Consider the following 18,720-nt stretch of genomic DNA (forward strand, 5'->3'; position numbering starts at 1 on the left):
CGATGTCGCTGCCCCGGATCCACCGAACACTCGACCTCGACGCCCGCCGCATCACCCTGCACGCCGACACCGGCGCCGGGTGGACGGCCACCGACGACCCGCCCTCGTTCGCTGTCCCGGCGGCCTTCACCGAGGAGTACGAGATCGCCCGGTACGAACTGCTCGGCGTCCCCGACGGTGCCCGGGTGCTTCCCGTCTGCCCGGTGTCGTTTCGCGATTTCATGGTCTACGAGAAGCACGCCGTCGATGCCGCGCGCGGAATGGCACGGCGCTTCGTGCCCGCGGGCTATCGACTCGGACTCCTGTTCGAGGCCCTGACCCGGCGCACCTTCCCGCCCTACCGGCCACATCGGCTCTGGAATCAGCAGCCCCTGTACTACATGTCCAACGCGTCGACGATGCTCCCGTCGGGAATTCCGGTCACCTGCCCCGATTACAGCACGGCGCTCGACTTCGAGCTGGAACTGGGCGTCGTGCTGGGTGCGCCGCTGCGCGATGCGACCCCGGCGGAGGCCATCGCCGCGATCGGCGCCGTCGTCGTGATCAACGACTTCTCCGCGCGCGATGTCCAGCTGGCCGAGATGCGTTCGGGATTCGGGCCGCAGAAGTCCAAGCACTTCGCCACCTCGATGTCGGCGACCGCCGTGGCGGGCTCGGCGGTCGCCGACCGGCTCGACGCGCTCACCGCGTCGGTGCGGATCAACGGACACACCGTCGCCCGGACCGGCACCCACGGCATGCGCCACAGTCTGGGCGCGGCGATCGCCCACGCGTCCCGGAGCGAACAGCTGTTCCCCGGTGAGCTGATCTCGACCGGAACGCTGCCCGGTGGCAGCGGGATGGAGCTGGGCCGATGGCTCGCGCCCGGCGATGTCCTGCGGCTGGAGATCGACGAGATCGGTGTCATCGAGCACCGGATCGAGGGGTGAGTGCGACGTGACCATCGATCAGGTTTCCGACTCCGTGTATGTCGTCGCCGGAACGAATGTCAACTGGGCGCTGATCAGCGACGGCACCGGCGTGACCCTTGTCGACGCCGGGTACCCCGCCGACACCCCGCTCGTGCTCGACTCGATTCGCCAGATCGGCCACGAGCTCGCCGACATCACCGCCGTCCTGCTGACCCACGCGCATCTGGACCATATCGGCGCTGTCCCCCGGCTCGTCGACCTGCTGAACGTCCCGGTCCACACCGGTGCCGAGGAGGTCCGGCACGCCAAACGTGAGTATCTGCAACAGATCACGCCGGGCCAGCTGGTGCGGACGCTGGTCGCGCCCGGCGGGGCGCGCTGGGTCGCGCAGACACTGCGCGCGGTCCGTGGCGGTATGGGTACCAGCGTGCCGACCGCGACAGCGGCATCGACGCTTCCCGGCGGACTCGTCGCCCTGCCGACCCCCGGTCACACCGACGGGCACACCGCGTATCTCCTTCCCGCCGAAGGGGTGCTGTTCTCCGGTGACGCGCTGGTGACCGGTCACCCGCTGTCCCGCCGGACCGGACCGCAACTGTTGCCACCGGTGTTCCACCACGACCTGGCCCGCACCCTCGACAGCGCTCGCGCGCTCACCCGGCAGCCCGCGCACACCCTCGTCCCCGGCCACGGGCAGCCGACCCGGCTCGTCCTCGCCGACTTCACCGACACCGTCCGATGACCCGGCGACCACGACACCGAACAGCAGCGCGCTCGATCATGGTGGGCGCCACCGTGCTGGCGCTGGGCAGTTGTTCACCGCTGCCGGACGCGCCGACCGAGATCACGGCCGACTTCGAGAACATCGCAGGCATGTACGAGGGCAACGACGTCATGGTCCTGGGCTTGGCGGTCGGCAAGGTCGACAAGATCATCCCCAAGGGCACCTACGTCGAGGTCCACATGACCATCGACGGCGGCGTGAAGATCCCCAAGGAAGCGATCGCGGCGATCATCTCGCCGTCGATCGTGACCGACCGGCACATCGAGATCACCCCGCCCTTCACCGGTGGTGAGTCGATGAAGTCCGGTGAGCACCTGCCCAAGGCACGCACCAGGACCCCGGTCGAGCTGGACACGATGATCAAGACCATCGACCAGTTCTCCGCCTCGCTCGAGCCGGAAGAGGGCCAGGAAGGACTCGGCCCGCTCTCGGGCCGGGTGCTCTACCCGGTCCTCAACGGCAACGGCCAGAAGATCCGCGAAACCCTCGACGCCCTGTCGAGCGCACTGAAGATCGGTGTCGACAACAAGGACGCCATCTCCAACATCATCCTCGAGCTCAACGAGCTGACGACGATGCTGGCCGACAACGACCAGTCGGTGCGCGACTTCAGCAACCGGGTCACCGCCATGTCGGGCCTGCTGGCCGAACAGGCCCCCGGCCTGCAAGCCACCCTGGATCAGCTGAACGCGTTCCTGGCCAACACCTCCACGATGTTCGGTGAGCACGCCGACGAGCTGGAGACCTCGCTGACCGGTCTGACCAACGTCACCAACCAGCTGCGCGCCAACTCGGGTGCGATGGTCGAGATCGTCGACATCGTGCCGCTGCTGATGCAGAACATCGACGGCGCGATCGACCACGATCGGCGATTCGTGCGAATACACGCTCTGGTCGGCACCGCGCTTTCCGGCGAGATCGTCAGCGTGTTCTGTGAGCGGGTCCAGATGAAGTCCGATGGCTGCCGTTCCGGGAACATGCAGGACTTCGGCCCGGACTACGGGCTCACCGCCGCACTGCTCGGGCTGACGAAATGATCACTCCGAGGCCGTCTTCCCGCTGTGCCGCGGGCTACCGCGTCGGCCGCGGTGGCGCACGCCCTGGCGGCCGGTCTGTTCCCGCAATGGCGCGCGCGAGTCCCCCAGTCCCGAGCTGTCGCCCGGGCACTGGGTTTTCGCGAGCTGGGTGCTCAGGTGTGCGTCAGGATCGACCATCCTGCGCTCGATCGCGCACAGCGTGCCGGATCAGCTCGAATCCTGCACGCCCCCGATGGTTTCCGCGCCGAGGGTTGACCGGCCGTCACCCTGTGCGCTCATCGGGTGCGCGGGGTACCCGTCCCGCGCGCAGCAGGGCGACGATTCCTCGACGTGCGAAGGTACCCGAGGAGTTGCGCACGGAGATCGTCGTGGGGTTCGACGTCGGCGGCCGCCGCCACCAGACCGGCGATCTCGGTCGGCAGATCGTGGCCGTACCAGGAGGTCAGGACGTCGATCGCCGCACGACGCAGCCGCACGGGATAGCCACGTAACGCGGCCAGCACCAACGGTTCCCCGGTGCCCGGCGTGGCGCGACCCAGCATCGACAGCACGGATTCGAGAATGCTGTCGCTGATGCCTTCTTCGCCCCATCGGATCACCGCGGCCCCTGGACCGCACGCGATCTCGTCGAGCGGGAGCAGCGCTCGGGCGAGTTCGGCGATGCGGGCCACGTCGTCGTCCGGCGTTCGCTGCGCGACCCACGCCCACACGTACCCGTTGCGGGAATCGTCGCCGAGGTGCGCCACGGCCTGTGCGTACGCATCGATTCCAACGGCTTTCGACAACCGCAGCGCCGTGTTGAACCCGAAGGGACCGTGCGGGTCGGCAAGCCGCGAGGTCACGTACTCGGCCCAGTCGGGACGATCCAGCAATGCCGCGCAGACCTCGGCCAACCGGGTCGTCTCAGCCGGTGGCCAGTCCACTTCGGCGGGCGGTTCCCGCAGCAGGTTTCGGATCGCCTGGGCGGCCGAGATGCGGCTCAGTGTGGGTTCCGCGGCGGCCAGCAGCTCGGCGAACCGTGCCAGGACCGGCAGCGCGTCCGGGTACTGTCGCATGTCCGAGGCCGGGCCACCGATGCCCGAGAGCGCGTCGATAATCTCGGCCGCGCCGTCGAGAAGTGCGTCGTCGACGACGGATTCGGCGAGCGCGGCCCGCAGATCACCGGTGGTCGCGGCGAGATGCGCGAGGTATTCGTTCATCACCTCGTTGCGGAAGCCGTCCCGCAGCAGCCACCCCTTGATCTCCGTGTCACCGGTGCGGGCCAGGCGCTCCACGGCGTGGATCCGTCCCCAGCCGTCGACCCGGCGGGCCAGCTCGAACACCGCGCGATCGCGATCCGGCTGCGAATTGGATAGCGCCACTGCCGCATACAGGGTCAGATCACCCAGTGCGCCCAGGGTCAGCAGGACCTCCCGGTCCCGGCTGTCGCCGACCACCCCGAGCATCACGATGCCAAGCGCCACCGCGTTGCGGCGCGTCCCCAGATCGGTCAATTGCCGGGCCACCGACCGCACCCGCTCGGCGGGCAGTGCGGCGGAACGCAATTCCCGGCACAGGTCGTCGGCCACGGCGAGCGCGCGCTGTTCGGCGAGCGCATCGTGCAGCGCCACCATCGCGGCGTCATCGGGCTCCTCGACGAGCACCCGCACCGCCGCCACGATCTCGGCCGCGGGCGCGGTCTCGTTCGCGAAGTGATGCGTCTGGATACCGTCGAGAACAGTAGAACTCAGAATCTGCCGCTCATCGGGCACTTCATCCGGATACGGATGTCCCTCCCGCGGCCACGGTCCCGGACCGTGCACGGCGGCGAGTGCGAGCGCATGAGCGAGATACGTGGTCTGGTCGTCATCGGGGACCAGCCACGCGCCGGGCTTCACCGGCAGGGGCGCACGGCGCCCTTTCCACGAGAATTATTCACGGCCACACCGTAACCGACCCCACCCGCGAACACCAGTGCTCACCCATCTGCCTCGTTCGCCACCGCGTTCACCCGCGCCCGCCGTCGCAGCCTGGCCGCCACCACAACGCGCAGAGGCGCGTCCGGCCATTTCCGCCAGCAACCTTTCCCCGGCCGGATCGACCACAGTTCGGCCTCACACTGTTCGGCCGCAACCAGATCCACCGGCCCGGTCGCCCTGGCGACAACGCCTTCGCGGCGCCGGTCGACCCGATTCCGTCTGCGCTTGGCGCGCGGAATGTTCTTCCGCGAACTCTTGTCGTTCTCGCCGTACCAGTTCCGACGATCCTTCGCGTAACTGAGCGCCTTCTTCTCCTGCGGACTCCGCCGAACCACCGATCCCCCATCCCTCCGTGTCGAGGTCAGGCTACGGATCGGTCCGCCACACCGCACCCGAGTTTCCAGCCTGTCGAAACCCGCACCCACGAATAATCGCTCGGCAACGGCCCGACCGCGTGGTGGGATCTCGCGGTGATCAAGATCCGCCAATATTCCTATTTCGCGCTGTACAGCGAGACGATGACCGCGGTCGACCTGACCGCCCACCTGGGCGTGGAGCCCGACGAGACACGAGTATTCAGAAGCAAGTCCGCGGAAAATCGCATTCCCCGATCCCACAGCTGGCAAATCACCCGGCACAGCACCGAGAGCATCGACGAGCAGATCGAGCATCTCATCGACCGGCTGACACCGCACCGCCCCCAACTGCTCTCGCTACTCGACCGTCCCGACGTCGAGGCGCGCATGCAGGTCGTGCGCCACTACGACGACCCCGACGGCGTTCACGGCGCGCCCGGCGGCACAGCGTTTGCCGATGTCCACAAGTGGCCGCGTCCCCTGGGATGGCACCTCACGACCGCCGTCCTCGAGTTCCTGGTGGCGACGCGAGCGGAGCTCGATGTCGACGAATACAACTGAGGCGCACGCGAAACGGCCGCCGCCGCTTCCCTTTTCGGGAAACGGCGGCGGCCGGGGTATGGGTCTCGCGCTGGGGTCAGAGCGGGATGTTCTTGTGGTGGCTCTTGCGGGCCGGGGCCGAGGCCAGGGCCGCGGCGATGATGCTGCGGGTCTTGGCGGGGTCGATGACCTCATCGACGACGCCGATGGCGACGGCGCGTTCGACGCCGCCCGCGATCTGCTCGTGCTCGGCGGTCAGGCGCTCGTGGAGGGCTTCGCGCTCGTCCTCGGGGGCGGCCGCGAGTGCCTTCTTGTGCAGGATGCCGACCGCGGCCTTGGCGCCCATGACGGCGACTTCGGAACCGGGCCAGGCGTAGACGGCGGTGGCGCCGAGGGAGCGGGCGTTCATCGCGATGTAGGCGCCGCCGTAGATCTTGCGGGTCACCAGGGTGACGCGCGGGACACGGGCCTCGGCGAAGGCGTGCAGCAGCTTCGCGCCGCGGCGGACGACACCCTCGAGCTCCTGACCGACACCGGGCAGGTAGCCGGGCACGTCGGTGACCACGATCAGCGGGATGCCGAACGCGTCGCACAGGCGCACGAACCGCGACGCCTTCTCGGCGCTCTCGGAGTTCAGGCAGCCGCCCAGGCGCAGCGGGTTGTTGGCGAGCACGCCGACGGTGCGGCCACCGAGGCGACCCAGGCCGACGACCATGCTGCGGGCGTAGCCACCCTGCAGTTCCTCGAACGAGGATTCGCCGTCGACGTTGTCGAGCAGCTCGTGGATGATCGGCTTCACGTCGTAGGCGCGCTTGGCCGAGGCGGGCAGCATCGCCTTCAGGTCGACGTCACCGTGCTCGGCGACGGCCTGGTCGAATTCGCCCTGCTCGGCGAACATCGAGACCAGCCGGCGAGCGCGATGCATGGCATCGGCCTCGTCGTCGGCGGCGATGTGGCACACGCCCGACTTCTTGAAGTGTGTGGTGGGACCACCGAGGGTCTCCATGTCGACGTTCTCGCCGGTCACCGAACGCACCACGTCGGGACCGGTGACGAAGACGCGGCCCTCGGGCGCCATGATGACGATGTCGGTGAGCGCGGGACCGTACGCGGCGCCACCGGCGGCGAAGCCGAGGACCACGGAAATCTGGGGAACCAGGCCGGACGCGCGGACCATGGCCTCGAAGACCAGGCCTACCGCGTGCAGAGCCTCGACACCCTCGGCCAGGCGGGCGCCACCGGAGTGCCACAGGCCGACGACCGGGAGGCCGGAATCGATGGCGGTGTCGATCGCGTCGACGATGTGCTTGCATCCCTCGACGCCCATCGCCCCGCCCATGACGGTGGCGTCCGAGCAGTAGGCCACGGTGCGCACACCGTCGACCTCGCCGATCGCGGCCAGCACACCGGACTTGTCCCGCGGGTGCAGGGGCAGCACCGTGCCGGGATCGAAGAACCGCTGCAGTCGGCCGAGCGGGTCGCGCGGATCGGTCGTCGTGTCGTGAAACGCGGGAGCAATGATGGTCATCGCGTTCGTCTCCTGCCTTCGAAGAAGAGTTGCCGCTACGGCGGCTGCGTATGGCGAACCGCCGGTGGGGTCGAACCATTCAGTTGGCGCGACCCCACCGGGGATCGTGAATGCAGTCGATCGGTGCGGCTAAGCCCGACCGAAGGCGAGCGCGACGTTGTGCCCACCGAAACCGAAGGAGTTGTTGATCGCGTACTCGATTTCCTGGTGCCGGGCCTGCCCGTGCACCACGTCGAGGTCGATCTCCGGATCCTGGTTGTCCAGGTTCAGCGTCGGCGGAACGACGCCGTCCCTGATGGCGAGCACGGTGAGCACGGACTCGAGGGCACCGACGGCGCCGATCGAGTGGCCCAGTGCCGACTTCGGCGCGTAGACCGAAGCGTGGTTACCCACGGCCAGGTTGATCGCGTTGGCCTCGGCGGTGTCGCCGATGGGGGTCGCGGTCGCGTGGGCGTTGATGTGGGTGATGTCCTGCTTGGTCAGACCGGCGGTCTGGATCGCGCGGGTCATCGCCCTGGCCGCACCGGTGCCCGCGGGATCAGGAGCGACCAGGTGGAAGCCGTCGGACGTGATGCCGGCACCCAGCAGTCGAGCGTGGATGGTGGCACCGCGAGCCTTGGCGTGCTCCTCGGTCTCGATGACCATGAGCGCGCCCGCTTCGCCGAAGACGAAGCCGTCACGATCCTTGTCGAACGGACGCGAGGCGCCCTTCGGATCGTCGTTGCGAGTACTCATCGCCCGCATCATGGAGAACGCCGCGATCGGCACCGAGTCGATGAAGCCCTCGACGCCACCGGTGACGACGATGTCGGCGTCACCCATCACGATCATCCGCCACGCGTTGGCGATGGCCTCCGAACCCGACGAGCACGCCGAGACCGGAGTGACCACTCCCGCCCTGGCCTTCAGCTCGAGACCGACGACGGCCGACGGACCGTTCGGCATGACCATCTGAACAGCCAGCGGCGAGATCTTGCGGTAGCCGCCGTTCTTCAGCTTGTCGACCGAGTCGATCAGCGCGTCGCCACCACCGAGACCGGTGCCGATCGCGACGCCCAGGCGGTCGGGGTCGACCTCCGGGCTGCCCGCGTTCTTCCACACCTCGCGACCGAGGACGGTCGCCAGGCGCTCGACATACGCCATACGGCGGATCTCGACCCGGCTCAGGAGGGTGTCGGGGCTGACTTTCAGGTGACCGCCGATACGCACCGGCAGGTCGTATTCCTCGATGAAGGAATCCTCGAGAACGTCGATTCCGCTCTCACCGTTGAGGAGTCCCTTCCACGTCGCATCGACATCACCCGCGATCGACGTGGTCGCCGCCATGCTGGTGACGACGACGTTGGGGAAATTCCCGTTCAAGGTGGAAGGAGTGGTCACTGGTTCAGCCCTACTCGGCGTCGAACTTGGCCTTGAGCTCCGCGGCGGCGTCGGAGTTCTCCGCCTCGAGCTTCTGGATGTAGGAGACAGCGTCACCCACGGTCTTCAGGCTGGCCAGATCCTCGTCGGGGATCTTGACGCCGTACTTGTCCTCGGTCTGCACAGCGATCTCGACCATGGACAGCGAGTCGATGTCCAGGTCGTCGACGAAGGACTTCTCGATGGTCACCTCGGAGGGTTCGATACCCGTAACCTCTTCGATGATCTTGCCGAGTTCTTCGACGATCTGTTCCTGGGTCAGAGCGGCCACTTTGGTGGCTCCCTTCTTGTTCTCATTTGTAGGGGTCTTGTACGGCCGGCACCTCGTCGTGCGCGACCGCCGGGGGGAAAGCTAGCCGGAGATGGTCAGTTCGACCAACGCGGGGAGGTCTTCCGGAGTCTTCAGGGCCAGGTTGGGCGTGCCCTTGAGCTCCCGCTTGGCGATACCGACGAGGGTGCCCGCCGGCGGCAGCTCGGCCACAGCGGAGACGCCCGCCTCGCGGACGGTCTCGGTGCACAGGTCCCAGCGCACGGGGCGAGTGACCTGGGCGGCGAGCTTATCGATCGCGTCGGCGCCCGAGGTGACCGGCTTGCCGTCGAAGTTCGACAGCAGCGTCCGGATCGGGTCGCTCGGCGAGATCTGCGCGATGGCATCGGCGACAGCAGCCTGGGCCGGGGCCATGAAAACGGTGTGGAACGCACCGGCGACGGGCAATGCGCGGACCCGTGCCTTCTCCGGCGGGTTCGCGGCGAGCTCCGCCAGAGCTTCCAAGCGACCCGCCGCCACGATCTGGCCGACCGCGTTGCGGTTGGCCGGGACGAGGTCGAGCTCGGCGAGCCGTGCGAGCACGGTGGCTTCGTCACCACCGAGCACAGCGGACATACCGGTCGGCTCCAGCGCACACGCCTTGGCCATCTCCCGGCCGCGGATGGCGGCCAGGGTGACCGCCTCGTCGGCGGTGATGACGCCGGCGACAGCGGCCGCGGCGAATTCGCCGACCGAGTGTCCGGCGACGATGGTATCCGCCGGGATCGCCTCGGGGGCGATTTCGGCGAACGCGAGCAGTGCGGACGCGACGACGAGCGGCTGGGTCACCGCCGTGTCGACGATCTCCTCGGCCGTCGCGGTGGTACCGAGACGGACCAGGTCGAGGCCTGCGGCCTTCGACCACAGCTCGAGGCGGTCGGTCGCACCGGGGAGGGCGAGCCAGGGCGCGAGCATGCCGGGTGTCTGGGACCCCTGTCCAGGGGTGAACAACGCGATCACTCCCTAAGAAAACACTGTGACCCCCGCCGCATGAGATGTCGGCGCGAATGAAGCTTTCGAACGGGTTTTGTAGGGGTCCCACAAAATCCGAGGTGGGGTGTCCCGATCGACCGATTCGCCGATCTCGTTACAGGGGCTCGTAGCCCACTGGGGTAGGCGGGGTTTCTGTGACGGGGGGTGATGATTCGTTATGCGTTCGTGTCAAACGGCCCACTGTCGCCGCGATTCGGAGCACATAAGCGTCTCGGGGATTCATGGGATCACGCCCGGTGATCTCGCCGATTCGTTTGAGACGGTACCGAACGGTATTTGGATGGACGTACAGCTGACGCGCGCACGTTTCTACTGCTCCACCACAATCCAGATAGGCGTCGAGTGTGTCGGACAACGAAGATCCGGCAGCAGCCAACGGGAGCACAAGATACTCGTTCAGCGCCTCTATCGCAGCTCTATCGCCCAGCAGGGCGCGTTCGGGCAGCAATTCCGAGGCGTGAACGGGCCTTGGCGCGCCACGCCAGCCCACCACGGCCTCCATCCCGGCCAGCGCCTCGATCGCGCTGGCGTGCGCGGCGCCCAGGGTGCGCATGGTCGGGCCGATCACCACCGGGCCGTCGGAGAAGACGTCGGCCAGCAGATCGGCCAGGAACGGCGAGGCGATCCCGGCGTCGCCGAGATGCCCGCTGACCACCATCACGAGCCGCGCGCCCTGCACGACCGCCAGCGCGGCCCTGCCGTGCCTGGTCGCGATGGTGTGCACCGCGCCGACCGTCGAGACACCCTGATCCGCCGGTGGGGTGCCGACGAGCACGGTGGCGGGCGCGGTGGCGTCCCAGTTCAGCGTGGCCGCGCGGGAGAGCATGTCGGGACCGGTGTCGCCGCGGACCACCGCGTCGACCACCAGCGCCTCCAGGCGGGTGTCCCACGCGCCACGCGACTCCGCGGCGCTGGCGTACACCGAGGCGGCCGCGAAGCCGAGCTCACGCCCGTATCGCAGCACCGCCTCGGTGAGCGCGACCAGCTGCCGGTCGTTGCGCGCCAGGGCGGGCAGCCACTGCTCGAAGAAGTCCATGGCCACCCGCACCATGTCCACGGTCTGGCGCAGCGTCAGCCGCCGCGCCAGATCCTGCGGAATCACCTGGAACGCGTCCAGGCTGAAGCGGATGTCGGAATCGGGATCCTGCAACCACTCCAGGAAGTTCACGACCGCCGTCTGCACCAGCATCTGGACGCCCGCACGCTGCGCGGCGTCCAGATCGGCGAAGAACGGCAGCCGATCCTGCATCGACCCCACCGCCTCGGTGGACAGCCGGCCCGAGAACTGCTTGACCCGCTTGAGCAGCGTGTCGGGCAGCGGATCACGGGTCTGCCGATTCGGGGACAGTGCCCCGGTCGGCAGATAGACCTCGTGTTCGCTGGTGCCCTCGGTGATCCGACGGGGCCGCGGCGGTTTGCGCTCCACAGTCCAATAGTCCGCTACGCGAGTTCCTCGCCCGCGTCCGCACTGGGCTTGGGCGCGGCGGAGACGTCGTCGATACGGTATTTCGCCGCCGCTTCCACCGCCTTCGCCTTGTCGAGCGTGCCGTCCTTGACCAGGCCCTCGAGCACCGCGACCACGATCGACTGCGCGTCGACGTTGAACACCCGGCGGGCGGCCGGGCGGGTGTCGGAGAAACCGAACCCGTCGGTGCCCAGGGTGATGTAGTCGCCCGGCACCCACTGCCGGATCTGATCGGAGACCGCGCGCATCCAGTCCGTGGCGGCCACGACCGGGCCCTGCGTCTGCGCGAGCGCCTGGGTGACGTAGGGCACGCCCGGATCGGTGTCGGGGTGCTTGAGCGCCTGGATCTCCTTGTCCAGCGCCTCCCTGCGCAGTTCGCCGAACGAGGTCACCGACCACACGTCGGCGGCCACGCCCCACTCCTGCGCCAGGATCTCCTGGGCGCGCAGACCGTCGGGGACGGTCACGCCCGAGACCAGGATCTGGGCGCGGATGCTGCCCTCACCACCGCGCTGGTACAGGTAGAGACCCTTGAGCAGACCGGCCACGTCGAGGTCGTCCGGCTCGGCGGGCTGCTGGTAGGGCTCGTTGTACAGGGTGATGTAGTAGAAGATGTTCTCCCCGGCGAAGGCGCCGGTCTCCGGCGGATTCGTGCCGGGTAGCGGGCTGGTCTCCGGGGTCGCGCCGCCGTACATCCGGCGCAGGCCGTCGCGCATGATGTGCGCGATCTCGAAGGAGAACGCCGGGTCGTAGGTCACCACGGCCGGGTTGGTCGACGCCAGCAGCAGCGACTGTCCGTCGTTGTGCTGCAGGCCCTCGCCGGTCAGCGTGGTGCGGCCCGCGGTGGCACCGAGGACGAAACCGCGCGCCAGCTGATCGGCGGCGGCCCAGAAGCTGTCGCCGGTGCGCTGGAAACCGAACATCGAATAGAAGATGTAGAGCGGGATCATCGGCTCGCCGTGGGTGGCGTAGGAGGTGCCCGCCGCGGTGAAGGTCGCGGTGGAACCGGCCTCGTTGATGCCCTCGTGCATGATCTGGCCGACGGTGCTCTCCTTGTAGGCGAGCATCAGCTCCGCGTCGACCGAGGTGTAGAGCTGGCCGTTGCGGTTGTAGATCTTCAGCGTCGGGAACCACGAGTCCATACCGAAGGTACGGGCCTCGTCCGGGATGATCGGCACGATCCGCTTGCCGATCTCCTTGTCCCGCAGCAGCTCCTTGACCAGGCGCACCAGCGCCATGGTGGTCGCGACCTTCTGCTTGCCCGAGCCCTTGCGGACCGAGCGGTAGGCCTCGTCGCCGGGCAGGGTCAGCGGCTTGGGCGCCGTGCGCCGCTCCGGCACGAACCCACCGAGCGACTGACGCCTGCTCAGCATGTACTGGATGGCCGGGTTGTCCATGCCGGGGTGGTAGTACGGCGGCAGGTACGGATCCTTCTCCAGCTCGGCGTCCGTGATCGGGATGCGCTGCAGATCGCGGAAGTCCTTGAGGTCCTGCAGCGCCAGCTTCTTCATCTGGTGGGTGGCGTTGCGGCCCTCGAAGTGCTTGCCGAGGGTGTAGCCCTTGATCGTCTTGGCCAGGATCACCGTCGGCTGGCCCTTGTGCGCCATCGCCGCCGCGTAGGCCGCGTAGACCTTGCGGTAGTCGTGGCCGCCGCGCTTGAGGTTCCAGATGTCGCTGTCGGACATGTTCTGGACCAGCGCCTTGGTGCGCGGGTCGCGGCCGAAGAAGTGGTCGCGCACGTACGCGCCGTCGTTGGCCTTGTAGGTCTGGAAGTCACCGTCGGGGGTGGTGTTCATCAGGTTCACCAGCGCGCCGTCGCGGTCGGCGCCGAGCAGCGCGTCCCACTCGCGGCCCCAGACCACCTTGATGACGTTCCAGCCCGCGCCGCGGAAGAACGACTCCAGCTCCTGGATGATCTTGCCGTTGCCGCGCACCGGACCGTCGAGCCGCTGCAGGTTGCAGTTGATCACGAAGGTCAGGTTGTCGAGCGCCTCGTTGGCGGCCACCTGGATCAAGCCGCGCGACTCCGGTTCGTCCATCTCGCCGTCGCCGAGGAACGCCCAGACGTGCTGGTCGGAGGTGTCCTTGATGCCGCGGTCGTGCAGGTAGTGGTTGAACCGCGCCTGGTAGATGGCGTTCATCGGGCCAAGGCCCATCGACACCGTCGGGAACTCCCAGAAGTCCGGCATCAACCGCGGGTGCGGGTAGGACGGCAGGCCGTGGCCCGGTCCGCCGTGGCTGTATTCCTGCCGGAAGCCGTCGAGCCGGTCGGTGCTCAGGCGGCCCTCCATGAAGGCGCGCGCGTAGATGCCGGGCGAGGCGTGGCCCTGGATGTAGATGTGGTCGCCGCCGCCGGGATGGTCCTTGCCGCGGAAGAAGTGGTTGAAGCCCACCTCGTAGAGCGCCGCCGAGGACGCGTAGGTCGAGATGTGGCCGCCGACGCCGATGCCGGGGCGCTGCGCGCGGTGCACCATGATCGCGGCGTTCCACCGGATCCAGGCGCGGTAGCGGCGCTCGACCTCCTCGTCACCGGGGAACCAGGGCTCGTTCTCGGTGGGGATGGTGTTGACGTAGTCGGTGGAGGTGAGCGCGGGGATCGAGACGCGGCGCTCACCTGCGCGCTCGAGCAGTCGCAGCATCAGGTACCGGGCGCGGCCCGGACCTTCGCGGTCGAGCATGTCGTCGAAGGATTCCAGCCATTCGCTGGTCTCCTCGGGGTCGATATCCGGAAGATACGACGCCACTCCCTCGCGGATCACCCGAACCCGCTCACCGGTAGGTCTGGTGGCGGACTCGGCGCCTGCGGCGGGTGCCGCCGCGGCGGGGTCGTTCGCGGAATTCGCTGATACAGAGTGGATCAGGTCGGTCAAATCTGCTCCTCGTACTGGGGGCTGAACTGCTTGTTGGCGTCGCTATCCCCGGGCCTGCCCGCTTGGTGTGCGGGCCACCCGTCACGAAAGTTTCGGGCGCACCTTTCATCCTTACCGAAAAGGCTGCCCGGGGCATCCCTCCCGAGCAGGTACTGCCCGGTATTTCGCTGGACCACGGCCTACCGCTCCCCCAGCGGCCCCTGCTGCCTCATTCATATCACTTCCCTATGGATTCCGGACCGAACGGAAGTCCCGGAGCAGCGCCGATCCACGCGTCGGCGGATTCGACTAAGTTCTGCAGGGGAAGCAACCGAGCGAGAGGGATCGGGGAACGATGAGGCTGCTGGACGTGCGCCGGCTCGGGCTGGTCTGTGCCGCTGTCGCCGTGACCGCGGGCATGGTCGTGGCCGGCTGCGCCGAGCAGGTGCCCGGCACCGCGACCACCGACCCCGCCGAGGTCGCCGCCTACCAGACCTCCGCCGCCGCGTCCGCCTCGGCCGCCGCCGCGTCGAAGGCCGCCGCCGCGCAGACCAAGGCGATCAGCGACAATTGCACCCAGTTCCCCACCACCACCGGCGCCGGCGTCACCGCCTTCAACGAGTTCGTCACCGCGCACGACCACAACGCCCCCGACTACGCCGACAAGCGCGAGGCCGCGGCTACCACCCTCGACAACGCCGCGACCAAGGTCGAGACCGGCGTCACCGCGGCGGCGGGGGCGCTGCCCGCCGATCTCGCCGAGAAGTTCACCGCCTATGTCGTGGCCGCGCGCGAGCTGTCCGCCGAGACCAGGAAGATGACCTACAGCTCCCAGGTGACCCGGCTCAACGACGCCAGCCGCAAGATCAACCAGGCCCGCACCGCGGTCCACGACGCCTGCCCGAGCCGCTGAATTCGCCCCGCCGACACGCGGCATACGGTCCCAATTCATCCGATCGGCTTGCGCTGCGGCCGATAACCATGTTCGCTTGCACGTATCTACTGTCGGCAGTTTAGGGAGGACACCACCGTGGTCGCCGCGGCGGACGCGCAGAACTACGCTCAGAAGCTTGGCATTTCTCACGGCTTGGTCGTTCAGGAATTGGGCTGGGACGAGGACACCGACGACGATTTGCGCGCCGAGATCGAGGAGGTCAGCGGCGGCGAGATGGTCGACGAGGACTCCGACGAGGTCGTGGACGCCGTCCTGTTGTGGTGGCGAGAAGGTGATGGCGATCTGGCCGACGAGCTGATGGACGCCATCGGCCCGCTGGCCGACGAAGGCTTCATCTGGGTCCTCACCCCCAAGACCGGTCAATCGGGCCATGTCGATCCGAGCGAGATCGCCGAAGCCGCGCCCACGGCCGGCCTGACCCAGACCTCGACCATCAGCCTCGGCAGCTGGACGGGCTCACGCCTGGTCCAGCCGAAGGCACCGTCCAAACAGCGCTGAATCCGCCGTTCGCTAAGGTCTCAGCCGGACGAGAACGCTCGGCTGAGACCCGACACGACGGAGGATTCGCTGTATGCCGCTAGAGGTTGGCACTCTCGCGCCGGACTTCACGCTCAAGGACCAGAACAACCAGCCGGTCTCGCTGTCGGATTACCGCGGCAAGAAGAACGTCCTGCTGGTGTTCTATCCGCTCGCCTTCACCGGCATCTGCCAGGGTGAACTGTGCAAGGTGCGTGACGAACTGCCCAAGTTCCAGAACGACGACGCCGAGATCCTCGCGATCTCCGTCGGTCCCCCGCCCACCCACAAGATCTGGGCCGCCGAACAGGGCTACCTGTTCCCCCTGCTGTCCGATTTCTGGCCACACGGCGCGGTCACCCAGGCCTACGACGTCTTCAACGAGAAGTCCGGTTACCCCAACCGCGGCACCTTCGTCGTCGACAAGTCCGGCTACATCACTTTCGCCGAGATGAACGGGCCCGGAGAGGCCCGTGACCAGGCGGCTTGGGAGAAAGCGCTCGCCGCGCTAGATTCATAAACCGTCACCGCCGGTTCCCGCCGGCGGTGCCAGGGCGTATAGCTCAGCGGTAGAGCACTGGTTTTACACACCAGCGGTCGGGGGTTCGATCCCCTCTGCGCCCACCCACGAAGATCGCGTGATCGCCCGCTACACCGGCGACAGTGTCACCCTGCGTAGCCGGAACCAGCGTGAGATCACCGGCTTCTACCCCGAAGTCATCACAGCTCTGGCCGAAGTCGCCGACAGCCGCACCATGCTGCTCGACGGCGAACTCGTCGCCCCGACGGGTTCCACCGAATCGGTCGCCGGCCGACCAGCTGCTGCGGACCGGCTGGCTGTGTACTGGTCAGCCGGGGGTGTTCAGTACGGCGCCGACAGCTTCGACCATCAGGTCGGTGGTGCGCTGGAGGACATCGGTCAGGGGTTCGGTGAATTCGGTTGCCGCCCAGTGGTCGACGGCGGCGAGGTACCCCCAGGCAGCCTGGGCAGCGGCGTAGCGGATGGTCAGGTCGATGTCGTCGCGCCCGAGCCGCTGGGTCAGCAGGTGCTGGATCTGGCGCTCCAGGCGGTGGATCTGTTGCAGCTCACCGGTGCGGACTTCGGGCTCGGACGTCATCAGCCGGACTCGGCGCCGGATACGTTGCTCTTCACTCGAATGCGCAAGGGCCGCAATGACCATCGGCGCGACGGCGGTGACCGCGGCCAGTAGCTCGGCCGTCGTGACGACGTCGGTGCCTGCGGTCAGCAGGGTGAGGGCTTGGGTGTCGACGTGGTCCCAGACAACCAGTTGTTCCTTGGTGCCGAAGTAGCGGTAGATCGTGCTCGCCGAGACCCCGGCCGCTGCGGCGACCTGCTCCACCGACACCTTGCGGTAGCCGTCGGACTCGAACAATCCCAGGGCGACGTCCTGGATTTCCAGCATCGCCTGCATCTTGCGGCGCTCGAGCAGGCCGGGCGGTTGCGGTTGACGGACGGGATCGGGCACCCCGAAACGATACGCGAGCCCATTGCCGACGACTGACAGTGACTTGCACAACTTCCTCGAGCGGCGCTAGTCTTTGAAAGTCACTTTCAGGCAGCAAGTGACATTCAGCGCGGTGGGACGAACTTCGGACTACCGACAGTGCGAGGCGGGAGCCAGGGTGGGCAGAAACTCCACAGTCAGCGTCGAATCCGTGAGCCGACCGGAACCGACGCGGCACGACGTCGTTGTCGACGGGCGCCGAGTCGCCTACGTGCAGGCCGGTGCCGGTGAACGCGTGTGTGTCCTCGTCCATGGACTGGGCGGGTGCTGGCGGCACTGGGCCGCGACGATCCCGGCACTGGCGCGCACGCACCGCGTCCTCGCGGTCGACCTGCCGGGATTCGGCGATTCGGAGAAGCCGCAGGTGTCGAGCATGGGCAACGCCGTGGCGGTGATCGACGCACTGCGGGAACGGTGCGGGGTCGAGCGGATCGATGTGGTCGGGCATTCGATGGGCACTCTGGTGGCGTGCGAGGTCGCGGCCAGACTTCCCCACACGGTGGACCGAATCGTGTTGGCCGGTGGCCCGATCACCTCGGTGCTGGCGCTGTTCGACGCGCCGATCACCACCCTGCGCCGCGACCCCGGGCTGGTGAATTTCCTGGTCGAAGCGGCGACCGCGGGGCTACCGCTGCCGTCCTCGATCCAGGAACTGATCGTTCGAACCCCGTGGGCGCGAAAATTGGCGCTGGCACCGTATGTTCCGCGTCCGGACGACATCTCCCCGGAGACGTTCGGCCACTTCCTCGCCGGTGTGGGCGGTCCTGGCACCCTGTCGACGTTGCGACAGGGATTCGGTTACGACTTCACCGCCGCGCTGACGCTCACCCGTCCGACACTGCTGATCGGCGGCGAGCTCGACCGGATCGCCCCAGCGGCCGACCTGCGCGGCTTCGCCGCCGACAACCCGGCAGTGCAGCAGGTGGAAGTCCTTTCCGGTGCCGGACACCTGCCGATGCTCGAAAAGCCCGACGAATTCAATCTGCTCGTCACCGAATTCCTCTCCACCGACACAGAATCCAGGTGAACTCATGACCACGATCCCCACGCGCATCGCCGCCGATCTGCACCGACTCGTCGAATCGGAAGATCTCGGCTCGTCCTTCTTCGCCGCCGCTGCCGACCACGCCTCGTCCCGCCGCCGCGCCGGCTGGCAAGCCCTGCACGAGTTGGAGATCCGGACCCAGGCCGGCGTCAGCGCCTTCCTCGAACGCGCCGATCTGGCTATCCCATCGACCAATGCCATGGCCGACACCCTCGGCCGCATCGGTGGCAGCGGTTTGCACCTGATGCCCTACGGGCTGCAACTGCGCGCGGTCCGCGAAACGACCACCCGCTACCTGCCTGCCTTTCATCGTCTTGCCCGCCACTACGAAAACACCGCCGAGGCACAGTTTTTCGACTACGTCGTCCGTCATGAACTGGCCATCATCGAATTCACCAGCCACGCCCTCGCCGACGCTCCCGCCTGCATCGACCCCGTCCTCCGCCTGCTCGACCACCCGGTCCCGCTCAACTGAACCGGCATGAGGACGACGAACGGCGCCGGAACCATGAGATTCCGGGGCCGTTCTCG

Annotated in this window: 17 protein-coding genes, 1 tRNA gene and 1 pseudogene; 11 read left to right on the forward strand and 8 right to left on the reverse strand. The window is 67.8% G+C overall.

Annotated features, from left to right (window positions below):
• The first annotated feature begins 2 nt into the window (after positions 1 to 2).
• Genes AB0H54_RS23000 through AB0H54_RS23010 form a run of 3 tightly spaced genes read left to right on the forward strand, consistent with a single transcriptional unit; the run spans position 3 to position 2,732 of the window.
• The gene (locus tag AB0H54_RS23000; RefSeq protein ID WP_357347703.1) at positions 3 to 929 is read left to right on the forward strand and encodes a fumarylacetoacetate hydrolase family protein; all 927 of its coding nucleotides are present in this window, start codon (positions 3 to 5) and stop codon (positions 927 to 929) included.
• 7 nt (positions 930 to 936) lie between these two features.
• On the forward strand, positions 937 to 1,653 hold the full coding sequence (locus AB0H54_RS23005; protein ID WP_357347705.1) for an MBL fold metallo-hydrolase: 717 nt from the start codon (positions 937 to 939) through the stop codon (positions 1,651 to 1,653).
• A 38-nt stretch (positions 1,654 to 1,691) separates the two neighbouring features.
• The gene (locus AB0H54_RS23010; RefSeq protein WP_357347707.1) at positions 1,692 to 2,732 is read left to right on the forward strand and encodes an MlaD family protein; all 1,041 of its coding nucleotides are present in this window, start codon (positions 1,692 to 1,694) and stop codon (positions 2,730 to 2,732) included.
• A 275-nt stretch (positions 2,733 to 3,007) separates the two neighbouring features.
• On the opposite strand, the gene AB0H54_RS23015 is transcribed toward AB0H54_RS23010, so the two are convergent.
• The gene (locus tag AB0H54_RS23015; RefSeq protein ID WP_357347709.1) at positions 3,008 to 4,483 is read right to left on the reverse strand and encodes a hypothetical protein; all 1,476 of its coding nucleotides are present in this window, start codon (positions 4,481 to 4,483) and stop codon (positions 3,008 to 3,010) included.
• Between the two features lie 677 nt (positions 4,484 to 5,160).
• Here AB0H54_RS23015 and AB0H54_RS23020 point away from each other — a divergent pair.
• Positions 5,161 to 5,607, forward strand: coding sequence for a DUF4279 domain-containing protein (locus AB0H54_RS23020; protein WP_357347711.1), 447 nt, complete (start codon positions 5,161 to 5,163; stop codon positions 5,605 to 5,607).
• A 76-nt stretch (positions 5,608 to 5,683) separates the two neighbouring features.
• Here the strand turns inward: AB0H54_RS23020 and AB0H54_RS23025 are convergent, their stop codons facing one another.
• From AB0H54_RS23025 to aceE, 6 genes are all read right to left on the reverse strand, one after another.
• Positions 5,684 to 7,114, reverse strand: coding sequence for a carboxyl transferase domain-containing protein (locus AB0H54_RS23025; protein ID WP_218718887.1), 1,431 nt, complete (start codon positions 7,112 to 7,114; stop codon positions 5,684 to 5,686).
• A gap of 129 nt (positions 7,115 to 7,243) precedes the next feature.
• Positions 7,244 to 8,494 (reverse strand): KasA/KasB family beta-ketoacyl-ACP synthase, encoded by a 1,251-nt coding sequence (locus tag AB0H54_RS23030; RefSeq protein WP_218718888.1) that lies wholly within the window; start codon positions 8,492 to 8,494, stop codon positions 7,244 to 7,246.
• Positions 8,495 to 8,504: 10 nt separating this feature from the next.
• The gene (acpM, locus tag AB0H54_RS23035; protein WP_019046010.1) at positions 8,505 to 8,804 is read right to left on the reverse strand and encodes a meromycolate extension acyl carrier protein AcpM; all 300 of its coding nucleotides are present in this window, start codon (positions 8,802 to 8,804) and stop codon (positions 8,505 to 8,507) included.
• A gap of 81 nt (positions 8,805 to 8,885) precedes the next feature.
• Positions 8,886 to 9,800, reverse strand: a complete 915-nt coding sequence (locus AB0H54_RS23040) for an ACP S-malonyltransferase (protein WP_355279059.1) — start codon at positions 9,798 to 9,800, stop codon at positions 8,886 to 8,888.
• A 127-nt stretch (positions 9,801 to 9,927) separates the two neighbouring features.
• Positions 9,928 to 11,229, reverse strand: a complete 1,302-nt coding sequence (locus AB0H54_RS23045) for a helix-turn-helix domain-containing protein (RefSeq protein ID WP_357348472.1) — start codon at positions 11,227 to 11,229, stop codon at positions 9,928 to 9,930.
• Between the two features lie 44 nt (positions 11,230 to 11,273).
• Positions 11,274 to 14,168: a pyruvate dehydrogenase (acetyl-transferring), homodimeric type gene (gene aceE, locus AB0H54_RS23050; RefSeq protein ID WP_355279056.1), complete on the reverse strand. Its 2,895-nt coding sequence runs from the start codon at positions 14,166 to 14,168 to the stop codon at positions 11,274 to 11,276.
• Between the two features lie 334 nt (positions 14,169 to 14,502).
• Between aceE and AB0H54_RS23055 the strand changes: the two genes are divergently transcribed.
• The 5 genes and pseudogenes from AB0H54_RS23055 to AB0H54_RS23075 all read left to right on the forward strand — a co-directional run.
• On the forward strand, positions 14,503 to 15,060 hold the full coding sequence (locus AB0H54_RS23055) for a hypothetical protein (RefSeq protein ID WP_357347714.1): 558 nt from the start codon (positions 14,503 to 14,505) through the stop codon (positions 15,058 to 15,060).
• A 117-nt stretch (positions 15,061 to 15,177) separates the two neighbouring features.
• Complete coding sequence (locus tag AB0H54_RS23060) at positions 15,178 to 15,600, forward strand: DUF3052 domain-containing protein (protein ID WP_189033190.1); 423 nt, start codon at positions 15,178 to 15,180, stop codon at positions 15,598 to 15,600.
• Positions 15,601 to 15,673: 73 nt separating this feature from the next.
• Entirely contained in the window at positions 15,674 to 16,138 is a 465-nt protein-coding gene (locus AB0H54_RS23065) for a peroxiredoxin (protein ID WP_218718893.1), read from the forward strand.
• A gap of 32 nt (positions 16,139 to 16,170) precedes the next feature.
• Positions 16,171 to 16,242: transfer RNA gene (locus AB0H54_RS23070), tRNA-Val, on the forward strand.
• 14 nt (positions 16,243 to 16,256) lie between these two features.
• Positions 16,257 to 16,394: pseudogene (locus AB0H54_RS23075) on the forward strand (ATP-dependent DNA ligase); the annotation flags it as partial.
• Between the two features lie 72 nt (positions 16,395 to 16,466).
• Here AB0H54_RS23075 and AB0H54_RS23080 read toward each other — a convergent pair.
• Positions 16,467 to 17,105, reverse strand: coding sequence for a TetR family transcriptional regulator (locus AB0H54_RS23080; protein WP_357347716.1), 639 nt, complete (start codon positions 17,103 to 17,105; stop codon positions 16,467 to 16,469).
• A gap of 190 nt (positions 17,106 to 17,295) precedes the next feature.
• On the opposite strand from AB0H54_RS23080, the gene AB0H54_RS23085 reads away from it, so the two are divergent.
• Both AB0H54_RS23085 and AB0H54_RS23090 read left to right on the forward strand, forming a co-directional pair.
• A complete protein-coding gene (locus AB0H54_RS23085; protein ID WP_357347718.1) occupies positions 17,296 to 18,171 on the forward strand; it encodes an alpha/beta hydrolase in 876 nt (291 codons plus the stop codon).
• A 4-nt stretch (positions 18,172 to 18,175) separates the two neighbouring features.
• Positions 18,176 to 18,664 (forward strand): hypothetical protein, encoded by a 489-nt coding sequence (locus tag AB0H54_RS23090; protein WP_357347720.1) that lies wholly within the window; start codon positions 18,176 to 18,178, stop codon positions 18,662 to 18,664.
• Positions 18,665 to 18,720 lie beyond the last annotated feature (56 nt).

The organism is Nocardia sp. NPDC050718 (assembly GCF_040654235.1).
Taxonomy (GTDB): Bacteria; Actinomycetota; Actinomycetes; order Mycobacteriales; family Mycobacteriaceae; genus Nocardia.

What these genes read in the sequence shown, in the direction of transcription:
- AB0H54_RS23000 (WP_357347703.1), top strand. Translation starts at nt 3, where the DNA reads ATGTCGCTGCCCCGGATCCACCGAACACTCGACCTCGACGCCCGCCGC.
- AB0H54_RS23010 (WP_357347707.1), top strand. Translation starts at nt 1,692, where the DNA reads ATGGTGGGCGCCACCGTGCTGGCGCTGGGCAGTTGTTCACCGCTGCCG.
- AB0H54_RS23025 (WP_218718887.1), bottom strand. Translation starts at nt 7,114, where the DNA reads ATGACCATCATTGCTCCCGCGTTTCACGACACGACGACCGATCCGCGC.
- AB0H54_RS23055 (WP_357347714.1), top strand. Translation starts at nt 14,503, where the DNA reads ATGAGGCTGCTGGACGTGCGCCGGCTCGGGCTGGTCTGTGCCGCTGTC.
- AB0H54_RS23065 (WP_218718893.1), top strand. Translation starts at nt 15,674, where the DNA reads ATGCCGCTAGAGGTTGGCACTCTCGCGCCGGACTTCACGCTCAAGGAC.
- AB0H54_RS23090 (WP_357347720.1), top strand. Translation starts at nt 18,176, where the DNA reads ATGACCACGATCCCCACGCGCATCGCCGCCGATCTGCACCGACTCGTC.